Source organism: Streptomyces sp. CNZ301 (assembly GCF_004217425.1).
On record NZ_SHLG01000001.1, the window covers coordinates 2,606,680 to 2,628,487 of the forward strand.

A 21,808-nucleotide genomic window follows, 5' to 3' on the forward strand; every position below is an offset into this window, starting at 1 on the left:
CCGGGCGGACGGGACGTCAGGTGCGGGGAAAGCCGTAACCGTGCCCCGGAGCGGCGTCGGCCGTCGGCACATCACGGTCGAAGAAGGGCCGCGAATTGCGGCGCAGCCACATCGCCACCGGGTCGTAGTCGTCCGACATCGCGACACTGGAGACCGGCAGCCCCTCCGGTACGGCCGCCACCGACTGACGCATCATCTGATGCGCCGACTCCACGGCCTGCCGGTCAGTTCCGTACAGGTCGAGACCGATCGCGAGATAGCCGGCGCCCAGCGCCGGCTGGACCCAGGCGCGGCGCAGGGAACGCACGGCGGGCGTGCGGTGTGCGTTCTGGCTGAGCAGTGCGTAGAACTGCGCGACGTCCAGGCTGGGTTCACTGATGCGCAGCGGGCCCGCGGGCAGCTGGTCCAGGCCGAGGGCGATGCGCCGCAGATCGAGCCACGGGACGCCGACACCGCCGCCGGGGGCGTGCGGGTTGAGCCAGATCCCCCAGCGCTCCGGGAAGAGCGCGGAGGCGATCTCGCGGCCGCTGAGGATTTCGTGCGAGCGGTCCCAGCCGGAGGCGGCCAGCTCCTGGGCGGAGGTCACGCACGGGGCGTAGCCGTACCCGCCGACCTCCATGTTTCCGTACTGGGCGTCGGGCGTGCCCGGACGCCCCTTCCACAGCAGCATCCACACTTCGCCGTCGGTGAGCGCATCGAGCAGCGCCTCATAGGTGTCGTACCTGCCCGGCGACACCTGCCCCAGCAGCTGCTCGACGCCTGCACCCGCGCTCACCTGGCTGCCCTTCCCTTGGAACCGCGCCCCCCGGCCTCTGCGCTACGGCCGGCGAGTGGGCGGACTTTCTCGATGATCTCTACCGGGCCCGCGATCGCGGCCCTCCCCGTTCTCCCCGTCATCAAACCAGCTTACGAGCAGGGACCGACATGGGGCGTCGTACTCAAGCGCTACGTCCTGGGACGGAGCAGGCCCGGCACACCGGGACCTCAGCCGCGTGTGTAGAAGGGCCGCACACAGTGCCGCATCCAGTCGACGACCGGGTCCTGGGCCGCGTCCATCAGCACGAGCTGTACGGGCCACTTGATCTGGACGCGGCCCAGGGCACGCGCGAGCGCGTCGTGCGCGGCCTGGCGGACGTCCGGATCGAGGTGGTCCAGCTCGATGCCGACGAAGAGCGACGGCGCATCTCCCTCGGAGCTGGCGAGTGCGCGGCGGGCCGTGCGCATCCACGGCAGGGCCGAGAACTCACCGGCCGCGGCGACGAGGAAGTCCTCTGGTTCCTCCTGCCAGTCCGGCTCGAAGAGCCGCACCCGCGCTCCCCGCGCCACGCCCCAAGAGGCCTGCTCATTGGGGGTGTTGGCGCACAGCTCGACGACGGCCTCGGGCGGCAGCGGCATGCCGACGGTGCCCTCCGGGTTCACGGCGATGCCCACCTGCGGCGGCAGCCCGCGCGCGAATTCGCGGGCGGGCGCGACGGTGAAGGACATGTGGCTGCCGACGACCTGGAGGAACTGCTGCTCGGAGCTGAAGACCGGGACGTAGACACCGCCGTTCAGCTCGACGGTCGGCAGGTCCAGCTCGGCACTGGCGGGGCCGCCGCCCTCGGGCAGCGGCACCCATACGCTGCTGCGTTTGAGCACCTCAAGCAGCCGGGCGCCGGCGCCCGGCACTTCGAGGGAGGCGGCGAGGGCCTCCTCCAGCTCGTTGCCGGGCCAGCCTCCGCCATGGCCCGGTCCGTACTGCTGAGGAATGGTCATGGCGGCCACCCTAGTTGTGTTCTCCCGGGACGTCGGCGACGGGTGAGGTGGTTGTGGGGCCTGAAAGAGGTGAGGCTCCTCTGGTTCCGGTCCGTTCCCCGGCCGGCTCCCGCGCCGCACGGCGGGTACGTCCGGAGAACCGGGCTTTCCCGAGGGAGCGCTGCGCGGGCTCCGGGAGGAAGCGGGCATCGACGGCGGCCGGTTGCACCTGGAGCGGTGGGGCGCCTGCGGCGGCCCTCGACCCGATCCGAGGGGGAAGGGTGGTGAGGTCGCCCGCCTCGTGCCCGGGCGGCGTGCTGCTATTCGCGGAGCGCGTCCGTCTGACGGTGGGCGGGCATGCGGAGGGCAAGGATGGCGATGTCGTCGTGGCCGTCGCCGAGGTGCTGGTCGGCGAGGGTCCGGCACAGCTCGTCCAGCGGCAGGCGGGCGCTGCGGCCGGCGATCGCGGCGAGGGAGGCGAGGCCCACGTCGATGGGCTGGCCGGGCCGTTCGACCAGGCCATCGGTGAAGAAGATGACCGTGGCCCCCTCGGGCAGGGGGCGGACGCTGTCGAAGCGGGGCCGGCTGGGATCGACGCCGAGTGGCAGGCCGGGCTCGGTGTGCAGGTACTCGGCCGCGCCGACGGGGGTGAGCAGCAGCGGCGGGAGATGGCCCGCGCTGCTCCACAGCAGCCGCCAGCCGCCACCGCTCGGCTCGATGCGGGCCACGCATGCGGTGGTCACAGGGTTCTCGTTGATCGCGTGCAGCGTCCGGTCGAGTGTGGCCAGCACCGAGCCGGGCGCAGCGGGCCGGTCGTAGAGCAAGGCGCGCAGCATGTTGCGGATCTGGGCCATCGCGGCGGCGGCTTGCAGGCTGTGCCCGGCGACGTCGCCGATCACGGCGCCGACGGCTCCGCCGGGCAGCGGCAACGCGTCGTACCAGTCGCCGCCCAGCTGCTCGGCGGCGGGCCGGTAGACGACGGCCGCCTGGAGGGGGGCCAGGTCCGGCAGGGTCGGCAGCAGCATCCGCTGGAAGGCGAGCCATCGGGAAGTCACGTCCCGCAGCGAGACGACACGCAGCGGAGCGCCGTTCGAGTTGGTCGCGCTGACGCGCATCTCGACGACTCTGACGCCGCCCCCGGGCTGCGTCAGTTCCACGTCCGTCGACTGGCCGGCCACGATCGGGAAGCCGAACGGGGCATCCAGCAGATCCTGGGCGGGGCGGCCGAAAAGCTCTGTCGCGGCTGGATTGCACAGCCGCACGATCCCCTGCTCGTCCACGGCGATGACCCCGTCGGCGGACGCGGAGATGACCAGGTCGATGAGGTCGCCTTCGGGTCCGCCGGTCCCGGCTCCTGGGTCGTCTCTCGTCATGGGGGTGCGCCGCTCAGATGTCATCGCCGATGACGCCCGGCCACGGTGGCACGTCCAAGCCGACGGCTTCCATTTCGTCGAGGGTGGCGACCGGGGCGCCGATGTGCATGCCGTCCGCGTCGATGGTGACCTGGCGCACGGCCTCGTCGTGGGCGGAGCCGCGGTTCTGCACGACGGCTACGGTGCGCTTGATCATCCCGGCCTTCTGGAAGTACCGCAGTGCGATGGTGACGTCGGTGAGGCTGGCCAGTTCGCGCGCGATCGACGGTGCCTGCGCAGGTGTGAAGCGGCTGCTGGGGGCGGAGGTGAACAGCGTGGTGATGCGGTGCTCGCGGACGACCGCGCCCAGTGCGATCACCAGGTCGAGGAGCGCCCTCGGCGTGGCGATGCGCTCCAGCGCGGACAGGGTGTCGATGACCAGGCGCTCGGGCTCGAAATCCAGCACGGCGCGCCTGATCCGGATGAAGTAGTCCTCCAAGGAGGCCACTTCCGGGTAGTCGCACACCACCTCCAGCAGACCGCCTTCTTGCATGGCCTCCAGGTCGATTCCCCAGCCGGCGGCGTTGCGCCTCATCTGCTCGCTGGTCTCGTCGAAGGTGAACCCCAGGCAGCGCTCTCCCGCTGCGACACCGGCCTCCAGGAACTTCAGACTGGTCAGTGTCTTGCCGGACCCGGAGGGCCCGGACAGCAGGACGACAGCGTCGCGGTAGAACCCGCCACCGCACATCCGGTCCAGCCCGGAGTTACCCGAGGGCACGCGGGTACTGGAGGCGGGCGTGGACGGCATACCGAGGAAAGCGAGGGGGATGACGACGAACCCTTCGCGCGGGTCGATGGTGAACAGCCATTCCCCCGTGCGGTGCGGGGCACCGCGGAGCTTGACGATCTCGACGGTCCGGCGCCGGCGTTCCTGGAGCAGCACGTTGCGCAGGACGATCACGTTGTCGACGACGAACTCCTCGACCCTGTACCGGGATACGCCGTCGTACTCGCTGTTCCGCTCGGCCGTGATGATCGAGGTGACCCCGAGCGAGCTCAGAGCGGAAGCGAGTCTGTAGCTCTCCCGGCGGACGATCCCGGCGTCGGCAAACCGGGCGAACACGGATCCCAGCGAATCCAGCACTACCCGGGAGGCGCCGATCCGGTGGACCGCGTGCTCGATGCGGGACGTCAGCGCGCCGAAGTCGTAGGCTCCGACGACGGCGGCTTCCTCGTCCTCGCTCTCGGCGGCGTCGACGAACACCCACTTCCCCTCGGCTTCCCACTGCTCGATCGGGAAGCCCAGCGAGAAGAAGTTGCGGCGGATCGCATCCGGCGTCTCCTCGAAAGTGACGAACACCCCCGGCTGGTCGTATTTTGCGACCCCGCGGGCGAGGAACTCCCCGGCGAAGACCGTCTTGCCACTGCCGGTCGTGCCGGTCAACAGGGTCGGCCTGCCGGCCGGCAACCCCCCGATCGCCACCTGGTCGAACCCGTTGATCCCGGTGGGAACGCGCTCGATCGTGTCGCCGTCAGTCACCGCCGGCCTCCTTCTCCATCCGGACCTCCTGCGGCTCGTCCGGCAGCCCCAGCGCGTACGCGACCCTCGGCGGATCGGACAGGTCTCCGATCACCCGCAACTGCGGATGCGGCAGCAGCCTGACCACAGTCGGCGTCGCCAGGACGCGCTGCTCCTCCGCCAGTCCGGGCCGCGCCACCACATCCACCACTTCCAACTCGAAGCCGTCAGGCAGCCGTGCCCCGGCCAAGGCGCGCAGATTCGACTCGGCAGCGCTGGACCGCTCCGACTGGCCGGACACATACAGGCGGAAGGCGTAGCTTCTCGTCACCCGTCCGCCCTTCCCGGCCGCCCGGAATGCCGAAGTACCCCTGCCCGGTCACCACGACCCGCGCCGCGGGTCCTGCCTCCCCGCTCTCCCGTGACATCCATCCAGGCACCTGCCTTTACCAGTCCGGGGAGCACCCGGGAGCTTCACCAGAAAGACACGACGCACGGCCCGTACCCGAGGCATACGTGCAGGCGCCTGCCGAGCCCGGTCAGCATCCGCCCTCCTCCCGCCATGACGCCGGCGGAGACGGGAACCGCCCGTCGGCGGCTGCCCTGTCCCGACAACATCGCACGGCACGCCACCGGGCGCGAGCAGGGAGCGGCCATGCCGGTAATGCGCGCCGGGTCGGCGCCTCCGGCCCCGCGCGGCCACTCCTCCGGCGCCTGCGCCGGACTCGTGCCTCCGGCGCGGGAGCGCGGCTATTCGAAGGCGATGCCCGCGAGAGCGCCCGCTGCCCGGCGGTCCAGGAGGACCACCGACTCGCAACCTCGCGGCAGCCGCCCCGCCTCCGCGTTCGCGATCAGCCGCCGGACCGCCCGGCGGTGGCGCAGGAAGGCGTAGCCGGAGACGGTGCGCCCGCGCTCGGCCTGGCCGCGCAGCGCCGTCGCGGGCGGTACGTCCAGCAGGACGAGGTGGAGGGCGCGGCCGCGCCGCAGGGCGTCCCGGCCGAGCCAGTTGCGCACCCACACCTGGCTGCCGCAGTCGTGCACGACGACGCTCGCACCGGAGGAGAGCGCCCGCCGCAGCCCCGCGTAGTGCGCGATGCGGGCGAGGGGCCGGTACGTCGCATAGGGCAGCCAGCGCGGCAGCGCGGCCGCCCAACGCTCGCGCACGTCCTGGGAGTCGACGCGGCGGACGGCGTCCTGGAGGCCGAGGACGCGCTGGATCAGCGTCGACTTGCCGCTGCCGGGAAGGCCGGAGACCACGACGCGGTCTCCCGCGGGATACCGCAGCGTGCACCGGGCGGCCGTACCGCGGAGGTCGACGGAGGCGGCCGGAGGGAGTGAGGCCGCAGGGACTGCGGCGGCAGCAGTCCTGACGGCCGCAGGATCGTCTTCCGGCACCGCCGCTGGGACGGGTGCCGCCGCCTGAGCCGGAACCGCCGCCGGGGCCGGAGCGTCGGCGGCGTCTCTGGACTGGCCGGGGAGCGAGTACCCCCAGCCGGTCACGGTCGCGTACGCACTGCGCAGGCTGCCCACCTGATCGCCCCTCCCCGGAGAAGACCGCCGTCCCGGCGGCTCGTCTCAGAGAGTGTCAAGGAACGGTAATGCGCAGCAAGGCGGCCTCCCCGCCCGGTGGGGCACGCACCGTCGACGGTGCTGCGCCGCCGTGCCATGATGAGCGGGCCAGCCAACTGCATACCGGCCGTTTGAATCCACGCGGGAGAGTTCCCGGCCGTGCACGGAGCGCGGTCCCGCCGGGGCGCCGAAGGAGCAAGTCCTCCCTTGAATCTCTCAGGCACCGATACCGCGCAGGACGAGGCAGATCTGAAAAGCGGGCCGCCCACGGGCGGCTCCACCCACGGTGCAAGCCGCCGCCCGTACACGAGGGCTCGTGGCGAACCTCTCAGGTTCCGATGACAGATGGGGAGGACATCCGCGTCACCGAGTCACGGGAGCCTGACATGAGCGACACCGACAGCGGGACCACCGGCAGCGGTCCCCGCACCACCGCCCTCGACGCGGTACACCGCGCGCTCGGCGCGACGATGACCGACTTCGCCGGCTGGGACATGCCCCTGCGCTACGGCAGCGAGCGGGACGAGCACGTCGCCGTGCGCTCACGTGCGGGCCTCTTCGACCTCTCGCACATGGGCGAGATCACCGTCACCGGGCAGCAGGCGGGCGAACTGCTGGACTACGCCCTGGTGGGCAACCTCTCCCGGCTCGCCGTCGGACGCGCCCGCTACACCATGCTGTGCGACGCCTCGGGCGGCATCCTCGACGACCTGATCGTCTACCGCACCGGCGAGGAGACGTACATGGTCGTCGCCAACGCCTCGAACGCGCAGACCGTGCTGGACGCGCTGCGTGAACGCAGCGCCGGCTTCGGCGCCGAGGTGCGCGACGACCGGGACACCTACGCGCTGATCGCCGTGCAGGGCCCGGAGGCCGCCGCCATTCTCAAGGGCCTCACGGACGCCGACCTGGAGGGGCTGAGGTACTACGCGGGGCTGCCCGGCACCGTCGCCGGCCGGGACGCGCTGATCGCCCGTACGGGATACACCGGCGAGGACGGCTTCGAACTGTTCGTCTCCCCCGCCGACGCAGTCGCCGTCTGGGAGGCGCTCACCGAGGCGGGCGCGCCCGCAGGTCTCGTGCCCTGCGGGCTGAGCTGCCGTGACACGCTGCGCCTCGAGGCGGGGATGCCGCTGTACGGGCACGAACTGACCACCCGGACAACGCCGTTCGACGCGGGCATGGGCAGGATCGTGAAGTTCGAGAAGACCACCAACGACGGTGCCTTCGTCGGGCGCGAGCCGCTGGAGGCCGCCGCGGCCCGGGCGGAGACGGCGCCGCCGCGCAAGCTCGTCGGTCTCATCGCGGAAGGCCGCCGCGTGCCGCGTGCCGGGTACGAGGTCGTCTCCGCCGCGGACGGTTCGGTGATCGGCGAGGTGACCTCGGGGGCACCGTCGCCCACTCTCGGCAGGCCCATCGCCATCGCGTACGTCGACCCGGCATACGCGGAGCCCGGCACCGAGGGTGTCGCGGTGGACATCCGCGGCAGCCACGAGCCGTACGAGGTCGTCGCTCTCCCCTTCTACAAGCGGCAACGCTGACAAGGACGTCGGCGGCAGGACCCGGACCCGCTTCGGTCGCCGGACCGCGCGTGCCCCGCGCCGTTCGACGTGTCCTGCGTCCCACTGACCAAGACTGATTCCCTCCGTCCCCCTCTCATCCAGGAGAATCGCACCATGAGCAACCCGCAGCAGCTGCGCTACAGCAAGGAGCACGAGTGGCTGTCGGACGCCGACGACGGCGTCTCGACCGTCGGCATCACGGCGCACGCCGCCGACGCGCTCGGCGATGTCGTCTTCGTCCAGCTTCCCGAGGCCGGGGACACGGTCACCGCGGGCGAGCCCTGCGGCGAACTGGAGTCGACCAAGTCGGTCAGCGACCTCTACGCGCCGGTCTCCGGTGAGATCACCGAGATCAACCAGGATGTCGTCGACGACCCGGCGCTGGTCAACTCCGCCCCGTTCGAGGGCGGCTGGCTGTTCAAGGTGCGTGTCACGGGCGAGCCGGCCGGCCTGCTGACGGCCGACGAGTACGCCTCGTTCGCCGCCGGAAGCTGACGCCGGGCCGGCGAGGGCCGGCCTTCACACCCGGAGCCGCGACGAGCGGCCCCCTACGACCGAGCAGCACCGACTGAACGCCGTATGTCCGCCAATGTGCCCGACCGGCCTGCCACCAGGGATGGTTCCATGTCGCTTCTGAACAGTTCTCTCCACGAGGTGGACCCGGACGTCGCCGCCGCCGTCGACGCCGAACTCCACCGTCAGCAGTCCACCCTCGAGATGATCGCGTCGGAGAACTTCGCGCCCGTCGCCTCGCTGGAGGCCCAGGGCTCCGTCCTCACCAACAAGTACGCGGAGGGCTATCCGGGGCGTCGCTACTACGGCGGCTGCGAACACGTCGACGTCATCGAGAACATCGCACGCGAGCGCATCAAGACCCTCTTCGGGGCCGAGGCCGCGAACGTACAGCCGCACTCGGGCGCTTCCGCGAACGCCGCGGCGATGTTCGCGCTGCTGAAGCCGGGCGACACGATCATGGGCCTGGACCTGGCGCACGGCGGTCACCTCACGCACGGCATGAAGATCAACTTCTCCGGCAAGCTGTACAACGTCGTCGCCTACCGCGTCGACGAGAAGACCAGCCAGGTCGACATGGAGGAGGTCGCGCGGCTCGCGCGCGAGCACCGTCCGCAGATGATCATCGCGGGCTGGTCCGCGTACCCGCGGCAGCTGGACTTCGCCGCCTTCCGCCGGATCGCGGACGAGGTCGGCGCGCTGCTCATGGTCGACATGGCGCACTTCGCGGGCCTGGTGGCGGCCGGGCTGCACCCCTCCCCGGTGCCGTACGCCGACGTGGTGACCACGACCACGCACAAGACGCTCGGCGGCCCGCGCGGCGGCGTGATCCTCTCCAAGAAGGAGCACGCCAAGAAGATCAACTCGGCGGTCTTCCCCGGCCAGCAGGGCGGCCCGCTCGAGCACGTCATCGCGGCCAAGGCCGTGTCCTTCAAGATCGCGGCCTCCGACGAGTTCAAGGAGCGCCAGCAGCGCACCCTGACCGGCGCACGGCTGCTCGCCGAGCGGCTGCTGAAGCAGGACGCGGTGGACGCGGGTGTCTCCGTGCTCTCCGGCGGCACGGACGTCCACCTCGTCCTCGTCGACCTGCGCAACAGCGACCTGGACGGCCAGCAGGCCGAGGACCGGCTGCACGAGGTCGGCATCACCGTCAACCGCAACGCCGTGCCGAACGATCCCCGTCCGCCCATGGTGACCTCCGGCCTGCGCATCGGGACGCCCGCGCTGGCGACCCGCGGCTTCCAGGAGGAGGATTTCCGGGAGGTCGCCGACATCATCGCCGAGGCGCTGCTCCCCGGCTTCGACGAGGACAAGGCCAAGTCCCTCAACGCGCGCGTCACAGCGCTCACCGAGAAGCACCCCCTCTACCCCGGCCTGGGCAAGTAACAGGCCCCGGTGCCGCGGCGCGGCTTCCGCGGCGCGGCACCGGACATCCGGCCCCAGCAAGGCCACATCAAGGCCACAGCGCGGCCCCGCACGGAAAGGAGGCGCCCGCCATGGCGGTCTCCGTCTTCGACCTCTTCTCTATCGGCATCGGTCCGTCCAGCTCCCACACGGTGGGCCCGATGCGCGCGGCCCGCATGTTCGCCGGGCGGCTGAAGAACGAGGGCGTGCTGGCCCACACGGCGTCCGTGCGTGCGGAGCTGTACGGGTCGCTCGGCGCCACCGGGCACGGACACGGCACCGCGAAGGCCGTGCTGCTCGGGCTCCAGGGCGAGTCGCCGCGCACCGTCGACGTCGAGGGCGCCGACGACGAGGTGGAGCGGATCCGCAGCTCGAAGCGGCTGCGGCTGCTGGCGACGGAGATAGGGGACGCCCACGAGGTCGCCTTCGACGAGCAGAGCCAGCTGATCCTGCACCGTCGCCGCTCGCTTCCGTACCACGCGAACGGCATGACGCTCTTCGCATACGACGCGTCCGGCGCCACGCTTCTGGAGAAGACGTACTACTCGGTGGGCGGCGGCTTCGTCGTCGACGAGGACGCTGCGGGTGCGGGGCGCATCAAGCTCGACGACACCGTCCTGAAGCACTCCTTCCGCACCGGCGACGAGCTGCTGCGGCTCACCCGTGAAAGAGGGCTGTCCGTCTCGGAGTTGATGCTCCAGAACGAGAAGGCCTGGCGCACGGAGGAGGAGATCCGCGCCGGTCTGCTGGAGATCTGGGAGGTCATGCGGGCGTGCGTCGCCCGTGGCCTGAGCCGCGAGGGCATCCTGCCGGGCGGCCTGAAGGTGCGCCGCAGAGCGGCGACGGCCGCTCGCCAGCTCCGCGCGGAGGGCAACCGGGAGACGCACGCCACGGAGTGGCTGACGCTGTACGCGATGGCGGTGAACGAGGAGAACGCGGCCGGCGGACGCGTCGTGACGGCTCCCACCAACGGCGCGGCGGGCATCATCCCTGCCGTCCTGCACTACTACACCGAGTTCGTGCCGGGCGCCGACGAGGACGGCATCGTCCGCTTCCTCCTGGCCGCCGGCGCCATCGGGCTGCTCTTCAAGGAGAACGCCTCGATCTCCGGCGCCGAGGTCGGCTGCCAGGGCGAGGTGGGCTCTGCCTGCTCCATGGCCGCGGGCGGCCTGGCCGAGGTGCTGGGCGGCGGTCCTGAGAAGGTGGAGAACGCCGCCGAGATCGGCATAGAGCACAACCTCGGGCTGACCTGCGACCCGATCGGCGGCCTCGTCCAGATCCCCTGTATCGAACGCAACGGCATGGCGGCCGTGAAGGCGGTCACCGCCGCCCGCATGGCGCTGCGCGGCGACGGCCGGCACCACGTCTCGCTCGACAAGGCGATCAAGACGATGAAGGACACCGGCGCCGACATGAAGGTCAAGTACAAGGAGACGGCCCGCGGCGGCCTCGCGGTGAACGTCATCGAGTGCTGAGCACTGTGTCTTTGACAAGGTGACTCGCGTCTTTCAGCGCTGTCACGGGCTTGCCCTTCTGCGTCCGGTGACGGCGCTGAATGCCCGTGAGGTCTCCCTGTTGACGGACCCGCGTGGCGTCTGCCCGCTCAGCCAACGCTTCTGCAAGCTTCAACTGCCCTTACCTCCCCATTGCTGCGAGTCCCGCACAAGGATGAGGGGGCAACATCAAGGTGACGCCCGCGGGATCCGCGCCTCTACACACCAGGTTCGCCTGTAGCAGACCCGAAGCCCGTTCCCGGCAGACCGGCCACGGTGGAGCCGGCCCACCGCGGCCGGCCCGGCTTGGCTCAGGCCAGGTGGTGGACCTCCTGCAGGCCGTAGACCGGGGTGGGGACGCCTTCGTAGCGCGCCTTCAACTGCAGTGCGAGATACAGCGAATAGTGCCGGGACTGGTGCAGGTTCCCACCGTGGAACCACAGACCCGGTTGCTGGGTGGGCTTCCACATGTTGCGCTGCTCGCCTTCCCAAGGGCCGGGGTCCTTGGTGGTGTTCGAGCCCAGTCCCCAGCACTTGCCGACCCGGTCCGCCATCTCCTGGCCGCACAGGTCGGCGACCCAGCCGTTCATGGAGCCGTACCCGGTCGCGTAGACGACGAGGTCGGCGTCCAGTTCGGTGCCGTCGTCGAGCACGACACCAGTCCGGGTAAGGTGATCGACTTGTCCGTGAGCGAGCTTGATCTCGCCGTCGGCCACGAGCTCGGCCGCGCCCACGTCGATGTAGTAACCGGAACCGCGGCGCAGGTACTTCATGAACAGGCCCGACCCGTCATCGCCCCAGTCGTGCTCGAAGCCGGCCCGGGCAAGGCGTTCGTAGAAGTCGGCGTCCCGTTCGCGGATCTTGTCGTAGATCGGGATCTGGAACTCGTGCATGATCCGGTAGGGCAGCGACGCGAACACCATGTCGGCCTTGTCCGTGGTCATCCCTGCGCGTACGGCGCGTTCGGAATAGAGATCCCCCAGCCCCAGGTCCATCAGGGAATCCGACTTCACGATGTGCGTCGAGGAACGCTGAACCATCGTCACATCGGCGTCCTGCTCCCAAAGCGCCGCGCAGATGTCGTGTGCGGAGTTGTTCGAGCCGATCACGACCGCCTTCTTGCCGGCATACCGGTCCGGGCCCGGGTGTTCCGACGAGTGATGCTGGTCCCCCGCGAACTCGTCCATGCCGGGGAACGAGGGCAGGTTGGGCTTGCCCGACATGCCGGTGGCGAAGACGAGATGACGCGGCGTGAGCACAACCTCCTCGCCATCCCGGTTCACTGCGACCTTCCAAGTCTCGGTCGTCTCGTCGAACGCGGCTGACGTGACTTCCGACCGCGTCCAATAGGGAACGTCCATGACGCGGGTGTACATCTCGAGCCAGTCCGCGATCTTGTCTTTCGGTGCGAACACCGGCCAGTTGTCGGGGAAGGGCAAGTAGGGAAGGTGGTCATACCAGACGGGGTCGTGCAGGCACAGGCTCTTGTAGCGCTTCCGCCAGGAGTCGCCCGGCCGGTCGTTTCGTTCGACGACCAAGGCCGGCACACCCAGCTGACGCAGCCGGGCACCGAGCGCGATCCCGCCCTGGCCGCCGCCGACGACAACCGCGAACGGCTGCTGGTCATAACCCAGTTCTTCCTGCTCCAGTTCCCGTTCCTCGGCCCAGGAACGGCGGTTGGAGATCGCTCCGTGTCGCGTACCCCTGGGCCGCAGATCACCACGCGGTTCCGGGAAGTCCTTGAGCTCACGAAGGCTGGTCAGCAGAGTCCACGCGCCCTCGTCCTTGAGCCGCAGGTGGCCGCTCCCCCGCCCCACCGCCGTCTCGAACTCGATCCACGCCTCGATGACGCCATCGGCCTCCGACGGCGTCTCGGTGGTACGGAAGCCGGACGGGTCGGTGTCGTCGAGGCATGCGGCGAGCATGTCCGCGACTGCGGCGCGACCCTCCACAGTCTTGATGTTCCAGGTGAAAGCCACCAGATCCCGCCAGTAGCTGTCGACGGCGAACAGCGAGGCAGCGGCACCCGCATCGCGAGTCACGAGTGCGGACTCGAACCGGGCCAGCCAGTCGTCCACCCGCGTCTGAGGGGAACGGTCCTGCTGCACCGCGTCCATCGTCTGTGTCATCACGACTCCCTCCGATCGGCGCTCATGCTGTTGTGCCGATCACACGCCGACCGCGGTTTCAGCGACAAGAGTTGCATCGAATTGCACGCCCGTTGGGCCGTGGTGATTGCCTCGGGCGGCTCCTATCCTGGAGCGGCTGACGCGACGGCGCGGTAGCCCGGAGGTGGTGCGCGTGAGCGGTGCCGTCCCACAGGGCCGGAACCTCCCGACCCATGCCCGGGATCTGGTCCGGATGCATGAAGCGGTCATGGCCGGTACGCGCCCGCCGGTGCGTCCGCGCGATGTCGTTTCTCACTCCTGGTCGCGGATGCTGCGGCTCGGCCTGACCGCGGACCGCGTGAACAAGCGCGACTTCCTCTCGAAGGACGAGGTCGCGCGACGGCGTCACGACTCGCCGTTGCGCGACGTCGTCGACGGCATCGCCAAGATGTTCAATGCCTCCTCGGACGCGGCGACCATGATGCTCGTGGTGACCGATGGCGACGGCGCCGTCCTCTGGCGGGCGGGCACTTCCGCCGTTCGCCGCCGGGCTGACGAACTGGAGTTCACCGAAGGCGCGGACTGGACCGAGGCCAAGGTCGGCACGAACGCGATCGGAACCGCGCTGGCCGAAGCGGCGCCCGTCGAACTCCTCGCCGGCGAGCATTTCGAACAGGGCCAACATCCTTGGTATTGCAGTGCCTCACCGATCCACGACCCGCGCACCGGTGAGGTGCTCGGAGTCATCGACGTCAGCGGTCCCGCGCTGGCTCTGCACCCGGCCGTCGGGGTACTGGTCGAGACGGCGACGCGGCTGGCCCAGGCAGAACTGTGGCTGTCGCACCAGAAGCGGCTGGACGCGCTGAGGCAGCTGGCCGAACCGCTGCTGGCCGGGAGCGCGGAACCGTCCATGGTGGTGGACGACAACGGCTGGGTCGCGCACCGCACGGGCGTCGCCGTGGGCGACCGCATCGCCGCACCACGGGCCGGCCAGGCCATCGCCGTGCCCGGCCTCGGCACGTGGCTGCCGGAGAAGCTGACCCGCGGCTGGCTCGTCCGCCCGCTGGGCCGCGACCGCACAGTGATGCTCGGTCTCGACCTTTCCGGGCCACCGGTGCTGCGGACGAGTTCCGGCGACACCAGCTGGTGCCGGAGCATTACCCGACGCCACGCTGAGATCTTGTTCCTGCTGCACGCAGCCGGCCCGGACGGCCTGACAGCGGCAGCGCTGAGCCGAGCCCTGTTCGGTGACCCTGACCACCTCGTCACCGTGCGGGCGGAGGTCAGCCGGCTCCGACGCCTGCTCGGTGCTGTCGTGGCCACACGGCCCTACCGGCTCGCCGAGGGCGTACAGCTCTCCGTCCATCCGTCCCAGGACAGTGGCGGATCACGTGCCCGCTCGCGTGACTGCTGAGGATCCCACGCAGCATCCGCTACCCGCTGGACGGGGAGCTCATAGGCCGAACGATGAGGTCGCCGACCTGCTGAGGACGGTCCACCTGGACGTAGTGTCCGGCGTGGTCAAGCAGATGCAGCTCGCTGTGCGGGAACAGGGCGTCGAACTCCCGCGCGACTCGAGGATTGAGGTAGCGGTCGCCGGCTCCGAAAATGATCCGGACGCGTGGGGTGAAGCGGCGCAATTCCGGGATGCGTCGCCGCCGGGCAAGCACCGTGCCCAGCAGATCTTCGTTGAGCCGCCAGAACGCGTCCCGGGCTGGGAGGAATTGCTCGTAGAGAAGCGCGACACAGGGGTCACGCACCTCGGCGTCGTGGATGAATCCGCCGACCTGCCAGGCATACAGGCGCCGGTCCAGTGCGGGCCATCGGCGCACGACGGCACGGGCGACGTTGCGGACCACCGGGGTGGAGTACAGGGCGATGGCCGGCGGTCGGCGCAGACTCGGCGTCCAGTGGTAGTAGGTGTTCAGCAGCACCAGCATCGCGACCCGCTCGGGATTGGCCAAGGCCCAGTCGATCGCCGGCGGTCCGGAGGCGTCGTGGGCGACGAGCACCAATCGGTCGGTGTCGGCGTACTCGCTGACGGCGTCAACGACAGCGGCCAGGTCACCCACCTGGTTCGCCGCGGTGTACGGGTACCCCGCCGGCTTGTCCGAGCGGCCCCAGCCGAGGAAATCGAAACGCACCACGGGCCGACGCGCGGCCACGTGGGGAACGAGATGGTCGTAAAGGCGGGTGCTGTCGGGGAAGCCGTGCATCAGCACAATGGGCGGCCCGGTCCCCGGAAACACATCGGCGTGGATCTTGTACTGGTCACGCTCCACGGCCAGCGTGTGACTGTCCGGCTGCATGGCAGTGCTCCTCGCACGCGTGTCAGGGATTCCCGGTTGATCCGTCGAACGCGCTCCAACGGCCAGGTCCGCGACGGAGCTTGTGTCTGCGAACTCACCGGCGACGTCCTCGGCGGACGTCCCAGGGGCATGCGGCTGATCGTCCGGGGGCGGCCTTCGCGGTCGACGTCATCGAGTGCCGACCGGTCCGTCCGCTCCGCCGGTGCGGCTCGGCACGGCGATGACCGGGCACTGCGCATGGTGCACGACCCCCTGGCTGACGGAGCCCAGGAGCATCCCCGCGAATCCCCCGTGACCGCGTGTGCCGACGACGAGGCCGAGGGCGTGCGCCGACTCCCGCGTGAGGACGTCCACCGGGTGTCCGCGGAGGACCTCGTGGTAGACGCCGACATCCGGGTCGGCGGCGGTGCGCCCGGCCACCGTCTCGGAGAGCAGCGCACGGCACTCCTGGACGGCGGCGTCGTCGTCATCGCCTCCCCGCCGGGACGGATGCCGCACGTACAGCGCTCGCAGGTCGGCACCGCGCAGGGAGGCCTCCCTGAAGGCGAAGTCGACGGCCGCGCCCGAGTCACTGCTGCCGTCCACGCCCACGACGAAGTACGGCGGACGCGTGGTGACGTGCTCCGCCTCCCGTACGACGACCACCGGGCACGGTGCGTGGGCGACGACGGGCAGGACGACGGAGGACGAGCTGAAGAGGGCCTTCCGTTCGTTCAGCCCCCAGGAGCCGAGGACGACGAAGGCGGCCTCCTCGGCCTGCTGACGCATCACCCAGGACGCCTCGCCCTCAGCGAGCACCGTGGAGACACCGACCCCGGGCCGCCGTTCCGCAGCGAAGGCGGCGGCCTGCTCCAGCGCACCCTCCCCCCGCGCACGCAGCAGCGCGTCCCGCTCCTGCCGCAGGTCGCCGGATTCCGCGGAGCGCAGCGTCGCGGCAGGTGAACCCCAGGCGTGCACCAGCCGCAGCGGGAGGCTCCGCCGGTCCGCCTCGTCGACGGCCCACGCGAGTGCGAGCCTTCTGCCCGGATCGGCCTCCACTCCGAGGACGGCCGGCGGCACATGCGGAGGTTCGTGCGTGCTCGTCACCGTTGCCTCCGGGGGGTCGCGGGAGATTCGTCGGCCGCGCGTACCCGCAGTGTGCGCCGTGCGCCGCGGGCCCGCTCGCCGGAACCGGCCGGGCGCCGGAACCGGCCGGGCGCCGGAACCGGCCGGGCGCGGGACCGGACGGGCGCGTGGTGGCCAAGGTCTCTTTGAGCGGACCAGCACCTTCGAACGGGGACGACCAGCAGCCGGTCCGCGTGTGCCCGCGGCGGGTGTGCCGACCCGGCTGTGCGGCCTCCCGGGCCGGTCCGGCAAGTCCGTTGCGGCCGCACATGCCCGGATCAGTCGCACAACTACGTAGCTGACCTGGGCTTTCATCAATCTGGATAGGTATGCAATGCAAGTTGTACATCCTGATTGTGGTGCCCATGTCCTGAAGCCCGGTCCACTGCTGTCCCTCCCCCCACGCGCGAGCCCCCCAGAGAGGCAGGATCGGCGAATGACGGACAACAACGGCGGATTCCTCCGCGTGCTCGGCAGAGGAGACGTTCTGGCACTGGCCTTCGGGGCCATGATCGGTTTCGGGTGGGTCGTTCTCACCTCCGATTTCATCAGCGAAGCGGGGCCGGTGGGCGCGGCGATCGCCTTCGCCGTCGGCGGCGTGGTCGTCACGCTCGTCGGGCTCACGTACGCGGAGCTGGTCTCGGCGATGCCGCACGCGGGCGGCGAGCACCACTACGCGTTGCGCTCACTCGGGGGCCGGGGCGCCTTCCTGGCCTCCTGGGCCATGGTCCTCGGCTATGTGTCGGTCGCCGCGTTCGAAGCTGTCGCGCTGCCCCACAGCCTGGTCAACCTCTTCCCCGACATGCTCGTGGGCCACATGTGGACGATCGCCGACTACGACGTCTACGCGAGCTGGGTCGCCGTCGGCGTGATCGCTGCGATCGCCATCACGGCCGTGAACTACGTCGGCATACGTCCCGCGGCGGTCTTCCAGACCGTCGCGGTGCTGTTCCTGCTCTGTGCGGGCGCCGCGCTGCTCGTCGGAGCCTTCAAGGGCGGTTCCACCGACAACATGGAGCCGATGGTCAGCGGGGGCATGGACGGGATCTTCACGGTGCTGGTCGCCGTGCCCTTCCTCTTCGTCGGCTTCGACGTGATTCCGCAGTCGGCCGGTGAGATCAAGCTCCCGTACCGCCAGGTAGGCAAGCTCCTGGTGATCTCCGTGCTCTGCGCGACCGCGTGGTACATCATGATCATGCTGACCGTGGGTTCCGGGCTCAGCGCCTCCGCCCTCGCCGAGTCCAACGTCGCCGCCGCCGAAGCCATGGCCGCCCTGTGGAACAGCGAGGCCATGGGCGACGTCCTGGTCATCGGTGGCATCGCGGGCATCCTGACGAGCTGGAACGCCTTCCTCATCGGCGGCAGCCGACTGCTGTACGCCATGGCCGAGTCCCGCATGATCCCCGCCTGGTTCGGCAAGGTGCACCCGAAGTACCGGACCCCGGGCAACGCTGTGCTCTTCGTCGGGGCCCTCGCGGTGGTGGCCCCGTTCTTCGGACGGCCGATGCTGGTCTGGCTGGTCGACGCGGGCGGCATCAACATCGTCGTCGCCTACGTCGTCGTGGTGCTGTCGTTCCTGGTGCTGCGCCGCCGGGAGCCAGGCATGGAGCGGCCGTTCCGCACCCCGGCCGGGCCGGCCGTCGGTGTCGCCGCGCTGGTGCTGAGCCTGGGACTCGCCGTGCTCTACCTGCCCGGTATGCCCGCGGCCCTCGTCTGGCCGTCGGAGTGGTTGATCGTCGGCGTGTGGTGGCTGGCCGGGGCGTTCTTCATGTGGCGGCTGCCCAAGGTGACGGCGGGCGAGGACGCCGAACAGCGCCTCGTCGCCGCCGTCGCCTCCCGCTGACCGCGGGGCAGGCGGGCTCCCGCCGCTGCCGGCTCGGATGCGGCTTCGGCGTCCTTCGGGCCACCCGGGAGCGGCGCGGGGCCGGACGGCCGCGGGAGCGGACGGGCGCGGAGCCGGACGGCGCCGCGGGATCGGACGGCCGCCCCCGGGTGGCCCGGACGGCTCACCCAGGACGGGACTGACAGGCAGTGCAGGGACGGGCCGGTCGACGCTCCTCGCGTCCGGTCGCCGCCGAGCGGCCGCGTTCGTAGCATCGTCATGGTGAGTCCCGAGGGCGCACGCGTCGGCGCACCCCCCTTCAGCGGCCTGTCGGCCGACGAGGCGGCACGCCGCCTGAGCGAGCACGGGCCCAACAGGGTCACGGTGGAGCGCCGAACTCCCGTGTGGCGTCGCCTCGTCCGGCAGTTGCGCGATCCGCTGATCCTGGTGCTGCTGGTCGCCGCCGCCCTCACCATCGCCACCGGCGACCACACCGATGCGGCGGTGATTCTCCTCGTCGTCACCGCCAACTCCGTCGTCGGCGTCGTACAGGAGGTGCGGGCGGACCGCGCGGTGACGGCCCTGTCCGCGATGAGCGCTCCGACGGCACGCGTCGTGCGCGACGGGGAGGAGCGGGCCCTGCCCGCCGCGCAGGTGGTGCCCGGCGATCTGGTCCTGCTCTCCGAGGGCGACATCGTGCCCGCCGACGGAACCGTGCTGGAGGCCGTGCTGCTGCTGGTGGACGAGTCCTCGCTGACCGGGGAGTCCGTGCCGGTGGACAAGGTCCCCGGCGGCGAACGGCCCGCCGGCGGGCGTTCCGCGAGCGAGCCGCCCGGCAGCGAGCAGTCCGGCAGCGAGCAGTCCGGCGGCGTCTCCGCGGGAACCGTCGTCGTACGGGGCCGTGGTCGCATGGAGGTCACCGCCACCGGTCCGGACAGCGCGCTGGGGCGCATCGCGGCGCTCATGAGCACCGCCCGCGAACTCACCCCCCTGCAACGCCGGCTGGTGGGCTTCGGCCGGACGCTGGCCGTCGCGACGGTTGCTCTGTGCGCGGTGGTGCTCGTGCTCGGAGTGGTGCGCGGCCAGCCCCTCGAGTTGATGATCGTCACGGCGATCAGCCTCGCCGTGGCCGCCGTGCCGGAGTCGTTGCCGGCCGTCGTCACTCTCGCCCTGGCCCTCGGAGCCCGCCGCATGGCGGACCGGCAGGCCATCGTCCGCAGGCTGCCGGCGGTGGAGACGCTGGGGTCCGTCACCGTGCTCGCCACGGACAAGACCGGCACGCTGACCGAGGGGCGCATGGTCGCCGAGCGGCTGTGGACACCGGACGGCGGCTGGGCCACGGTTTTCGGCACCGGTTACGAGCCCGTCGGGCGAGTCGCACGGGACGGCGCCACCTCGACCCCCGAGAACGCCCCCGATCTGGCGAAACTGCTGGGCGGCGCCATGCTGTGCAACGACGCGGCGCTCACACGGGACGCGGACGACAAGACGGACGGCGGCACAGGCGACGACACAGGCGACAGGACCGGCACGGCGGGCGACCACACCGGAGACCGGGCGGGCGGAGCCGAGTGGCAGGCGGCGGGCGACCCGACCGAGGCGGCTCTCCTCGCGGCAGGGGCCAGACTCGGCCTGGACCGCGCGGAGCTGGAGCGCGGGCTGCCGCGCGTGGACGAGATCCCGTTCGACAGCGGACGGAAGAGGATGACGACGGTGCACCGCCGTCCCGGCGGCGGGCTGCACGTCGTCTGCAAGGGCGCGCCGGAGGCGGTGCTGCTTCCCGGCGTCCTCGGCGAGGGCCGGCTCCTGCGTGCGGCAGCCGACCGGTCGGAGGAGCTGGCCCGGGAGGGGTACCGGGTCCTCGCCGTCGCCTCGTCGGACGTCCCCGGACCGCACGAGCCCGAAGGCGGCTGGGAGTCGGGCCTGAGCCTCGACGGCGTCATCGGCATCGTGGACCCGCCCCGCAGCGCGTCGAAGCCGGCCATCGACGCGTGCAGGGGCGCGGGCATCACGCCCGTGCTGGTCACGGGAGACCATCCGCTGACCGCGCGTGCCGTCGCGCAGCGCCTGGGCATCCCCGCCGCGCAGGACGACGTCACCACCGGCGAGGGCATCCGCAACGCCACGCCCGCCGACCTGACCGGCGTGCGCGTCTACGCCCGTACCGACCCCGCGCAGAAGCTCGACATCATCGAGGCGTGGCGCGGGGCCGGGCAGGTCGTGGCGATGACGGGGGACGGTGTCAACGACGGTCCGGCACTGCGCCGGGCCGACATCGGCGTCGCCATGGGACGACGCGGCACGGAGGTCGCACGCCAGGCGGCCGACCTCGTACTCGCCGACGACAACCCGGCCACCGTGGTGGCCGCCGTCGAGGAGGGTCGCCGCGTCTACGCCAACGTGCGCCGCTTCCTGCTCTACGGCCTCGCCGGCGGCACGGCGGAGGTTCTGGTGATGCTCGTCGGTCCGTTCCTCGGGATGCCGCTGCCGCTGCTGCCCGCTCAGATTCTGTGGATCAACCTGCTCACGCACGGGCTGCCCGGCGTCTCGCTCGGCGCGGAGCCGGTGTCGCCGGACGCCATGCGGCATCCGCCCCGCCCTCCGGAGGAGAGTGTGCTGGGCGCAGGTCTGTGGCCGCGGCTGCTGTTCATGGGCGCGTTCCTCGCGGCGGTGACCCTGGCCGCCGGGGTCTGGGCGCGGGCCGGCGGCCACCCCTGGCAGTCCGTGATGTTCCTCGTGCTCGGCGCGATGCAGCTGGGCGTGGCTTTCGGCTCCCGGGCCAGGCCCGGCACCCTGGCGAACCCGTTCCTGCTGCTGTCGGTCGGTGCGGCGCTCCTCCTTCAGCTCGCCGGGGTCTACCTCCCGCCGCTGCGGACGCTGCTGGGCACCGACCCGCTGCCGCCGGCGCCCCTGGCCGTCTGCTGCGCGCTGTCCGTCCTCGGCTATCTCGTCATGCGGCTGCAGGCCAGGGTGCGCCCGGAGCGGCCGCCCCACGGCGCCCGGCCGTAGGGGCTCCTCCCCCTCGGCCCTGTTCCACCTGATCCGGACCGACCGGATTGCCCCGGACCGGCCCCCCGGCCGACCCGCCCTGCCCCTCAGCCCGCCCGACCTGCCCCTCTTCTGCGCAATCGGCACGGAGAAGCCGGTTTCGCGGGATGTGCGGCTTACGGAAGCCGCTCCGGCGCCCCGAAACCGCAGGCCGGGCCGGGTCCGCATCTCATCTGCCCCGGGTATGGCCGCCATCCGCCGATCCATGGGTACGGTGGTCCCCCCGAGGTCGCGCCGTCCCCGCCGCAGCCCCTCGTGCCAGCCACCGAAG

16 protein-coding genes and 1 riboswitch are annotated in these 21,808 nt (G+C 71.2%); of the genes, 7 read left to right on the forward strand and 9 right to left on the reverse strand.

Annotated features, from left to right (window positions below; translation table 11 throughout):
- Positions 1-16: 16 nt before the first annotated feature.
- The 6 genes from EV375_RS11160 to EV375_RS11190 all read right to left on the reverse strand — a co-directional run bounded on the left by EV375_RS11160 (position 17) and on the right by EV375_RS11190 (position 6,000).
- Positions 17-775 (reverse strand): enhanced serine sensitivity protein SseB C-terminal domain-containing protein, encoded by a 759-nt coding sequence (locus EV375_RS11160; protein ID WP_130299304.1) that lies wholly within the window; start codon positions 773-775, stop codon positions 17-19.
- Positions 776-984: 209 nt separating this feature from the next.
- A complete protein-coding gene (locus tag EV375_RS11165; RefSeq protein WP_130299305.1) occupies positions 985-1,755 on the reverse strand; it encodes an enhanced serine sensitivity protein SseB in 771 nt (256 codons plus the stop codon).
- 299 nt (positions 1,756-2,054) lie between these two features.
- Complete coding sequence (locus EV375_RS11175; protein ID WP_165434707.1) at positions 2,055-3,107, reverse strand: SpoIIE family protein phosphatase; 1,053 nt, start codon at positions 3,105-3,107, stop codon at positions 2,055-2,057.
- Between the two features lie 13 nt (positions 3,108-3,120).
- Positions 3,121-4,626: a circadian clock protein KaiC gene (gene kaiC, locus EV375_RS11180; protein WP_207228058.1), complete on the reverse strand. Its 1,506-nt coding sequence runs from the start codon at positions 4,624-4,626 to the stop codon at positions 3,121-3,123.
- Positions 4,619-4,936 carry a circadian clock KaiB family protein gene (locus EV375_RS11185; RefSeq protein ID WP_130299307.1) on the reverse strand — a complete coding sequence of 106 codons (318 nt, stop codon included), beginning with the start codon at positions 4,934-4,936 and terminating at the stop codon, positions 4,619-4,621. The genes kaiC and EV375_RS11185 overlap by 8 nt, the downstream gene beginning before the upstream one ends.
- A 419-nt stretch (positions 4,937-5,355) precedes the next feature.
- Positions 5,356-6,000 (reverse strand): AAA family ATPase, encoded by a 645-nt coding sequence (locus tag EV375_RS11190; protein ID WP_130301766.1) that lies wholly within the window; start codon positions 5,998-6,000, stop codon positions 5,356-5,358.
- A gap of 306 nt (positions 6,001-6,306) precedes the next feature.
- A riboswitch (glycine riboswitch) is annotated at positions 6,307-6,416 on the forward strand.
- Between the two features lie 144 nt (positions 6,417-6,560).
- Between EV375_RS11190 and gcvT the strand changes: the two genes are divergently transcribed.
- From gcvT to EV375_RS11210, 4 genes are all read left to right on the forward strand, one after another.
- Positions 6,561-7,715, forward strand: coding sequence for a glycine cleavage system aminomethyltransferase GcvT (gene gcvT, locus EV375_RS11195; protein ID WP_130299308.1), 1,155 nt, complete (start codon positions 6,561-6,563; stop codon positions 7,713-7,715).
- Between the two features lie 135 nt (positions 7,716-7,850).
- Positions 7,851-8,231, forward strand: a complete 381-nt coding sequence (gene gcvH, locus EV375_RS11200; protein ID WP_130299309.1) for a glycine cleavage system protein GcvH — start codon at positions 7,851-7,853, stop codon at positions 8,229-8,231.
- Between the two features lie 129 nt (positions 8,232-8,360).
- On the forward strand, positions 8,361-9,635 hold the full coding sequence (locus EV375_RS11205) for a serine hydroxymethyltransferase (RefSeq protein ID WP_130299310.1): 1,275 nt from the start codon (positions 8,361-8,363) through the stop codon (positions 9,633-9,635).
- A gap of 110 nt (positions 9,636-9,745) precedes the next feature.
- The gene (locus tag EV375_RS11210) at positions 9,746-11,128 is read left to right on the forward strand and encodes an L-serine ammonia-lyase (RefSeq protein WP_130299311.1); all 1,383 of its coding nucleotides are present in this window, start codon (positions 9,746-9,748) and stop codon (positions 11,126-11,128) included.
- Positions 11,129-11,457: 329 nt separating this feature from the next.
- Here the strand turns inward: EV375_RS11210 and EV375_RS11215 are convergent, their stop codons facing one another.
- On the reverse strand, positions 11,458-13,275 hold the full coding sequence (locus EV375_RS11215; protein ID WP_130299312.1) for a flavin-containing monooxygenase: 1,818 nt from the start codon (positions 13,273-13,275) through the stop codon (positions 11,458-11,460).
- A 247-nt stretch (positions 13,276-13,522) separates the two neighbouring features.
- Here EV375_RS11215 and EV375_RS11220 point away from each other — a divergent pair, with 247 nt between their 5' ends.
- Positions 13,523-14,668, forward strand: a complete 1,146-nt coding sequence (locus EV375_RS11220) for a GAF domain-containing protein (RefSeq protein ID WP_486588413.1) — start codon at positions 13,523-13,525, stop codon at positions 14,666-14,668.
- Positions 14,669-14,687: 19 nt separating this feature from the next.
- Here EV375_RS11220 and EV375_RS11225 read toward each other — a convergent pair whose 3' ends face one another.
- Positions 14,688-15,563, reverse strand: a complete 876-nt coding sequence (locus EV375_RS11225; protein ID WP_130299314.1) for an alpha/beta fold hydrolase — start codon at positions 15,561-15,563, stop codon at positions 14,688-14,690.
- A gap of 168 nt (positions 15,564-15,731) precedes the next feature.
- Positions 15,732-16,649, reverse strand: a complete 918-nt coding sequence (locus tag EV375_RS11230) for a universal stress protein (protein WP_486588414.1) — start codon at positions 16,647-16,649, stop codon at positions 15,732-15,734.
- A gap of 454 nt (positions 16,650-17,103) precedes the next feature.
- Here EV375_RS11230 and EV375_RS11235 point away from each other — a divergent pair, with 454 nt between their 5' ends.
- Both EV375_RS11235 and EV375_RS11240 read left to right on the forward strand, forming a co-directional pair.
- Positions 17,104-18,510: an APC family permease gene (locus EV375_RS11235; protein ID WP_130299316.1), complete on the forward strand. Its 1,407-nt coding sequence runs from the start codon at positions 17,104-17,106 to the stop codon at positions 18,508-18,510.
- A gap of 258 nt (positions 18,511-18,768) precedes the next feature.
- Entirely contained in the window at positions 18,769-21,498 is a 2,730-nt protein-coding gene (locus EV375_RS11240; protein ID WP_130299317.1) for a cation-translocating P-type ATPase, read from the forward strand.
- Positions 21,499-21,808 lie beyond the last annotated feature (310 nt).